The sequence below is a fragment of the Micromonospora sp. NPDC051924 genome, from assembly GCF_055586005.1.
The window spans coordinates 1-1,367 of record NZ_JBVJJA010000116.1 but is presented as its reverse complement, the minus strand read 5'-3'; the positions used below and the strand labels follow the sequence as shown (position 1 = coordinate 1,367).

Sequence of the window (1,367 nt, the reverse complement as noted above, 5' to 3'; positions counted from 1 at the left end):
CCAGGGCGATTGCATAGTCGGCGGGCGGGTTGCTGGCCAGGAGTTTCGAGACGAGTTCGGCCTCTGTGGAGGCGTCAGGAGCGGGTGAGGCCGCATCGGTGATCATGGAGTTGCGACGCTTCACGACTCCGAGGAAGACCCCACCCGCCGATGGCATCATCTCTCATCCCCGCGCTTGCCGTAGCCGCACCCACCTCCATCGCCGAGGCCGCGCCGGTCACCGACGGTGAACACGGCGCGCTGCTGCACGCGCTCGCCGCTGTTCCTGATCCACGCGACCCACGGGGCGTGCGTTACCCGCTGACCGCGCTGTTGGCGGTGGCGGTCTGCGCCGTCATGGCCGGGGCGTCGTCGTTCGCCGCGATCACCGATTGGCTGCACGACCTGGATGAACGCGCCCAGCAACGGCTCGGGTTCAGCGCAGGAGTGCCGGTCGGCAGCACTGTCTGGCGGATTCTGACGCGCCTGGATGACACTCTGCTCGGCACCATTCTGGCCGGCTGGCTGCGGACCCGCACTCCCGTCGCGGCGGGCAGGCCGAGGCGGTACCGCACGGTTATCGCCATCGACGGCAAGACACTGCGCGGCGCCCGCAGCGGCGACGGCCGCCAGGTGCATCTGCTCTCCGCGCTGGACACCACCACCGGGATCGTGCTCGCTCAGGTCACCGTGGACGCCAAGAGCAACGAGATCACGTCGTTCGCGCCGCTGCTCGACGCTGTCGAACAGGTGCTCGGCACCCTGGCCGGGGTGCTGTTCATCGCCGACGCTCTGCATACCCAGACCGGGCACGCCGACGAGGTCACCGCCCGACAGGCGCACCTGCTCGTGCAGGTCAAGGCCAACCAGCCGACCCTGTTCAAGCAGCTCAAACGGCTGCCCTGGGCGCAGATCCCGGTCGGTGACCGGACCCGCGACCGCGGCCACGGCCGCCGCGAGACCCGCACCGTCAAAGCCGTCACCGTCGCCACACCCGGAGGCATCGCCTTCCCGCACGCCCAACAAGCCGTGCGGATCACCCGCACCCGCATCGTCGCCGGCAAGACCAGCCGCGAGACCGCCTACCTGACCGTGTCACTGCCCGCAGGCCACGCCCCGCCCCGCGACCTGCAAACCTGGATCCGCTGCCACTGGCACATCGAGAACCGCCTCCATCACGTCCGCGACGTGACGTTCCGTGAAGACCTTCACCACGCCCGGACAGGCACCGGGCCCGCCGTCATCGCAACCCTGCGGAACACCGCGATCGGCTGGCACCGCATCACCGGCGCGACCAACATCGCCCGAGCCACCCGCCAAGCCAACCGCCACTCACACGACCTGATCATCGCCGTGACCAGCAGTTACCCGAGAACGCAATGACCCTG

Annotated in this window: 1 protein-coding gene; it reads left to right on the top strand. The window is 69.3% G+C overall.

Annotated features, from left to right (window positions below; translation table 11 throughout):
- Positions 1-150 precede the first annotated feature (150 nt).
- Positions 151-1,362 carry an ISAs1 family transposase gene (locus tag ACZ6S5_RS34870; protein ID WP_466006550.1) on the top strand — a complete coding sequence of 404 codons (1,212 nt, stop codon included), beginning with the start codon at positions 151-153 and terminating at the stop codon, positions 1,360-1,362.
- The last annotated feature ends 5 nt before the right edge of the window (positions 1,363-1,367 follow it).

Bases quoted from the DNA above. Each gene is read 5' to 3' on its own strand.
- ACZ6S5_RS34870 (WP_466006550.1), top strand. From the start codon at position 151: ATGGCATCATCTCTCATCCCCGCGCTTGCCGTAGCCGCACCCACCTCC.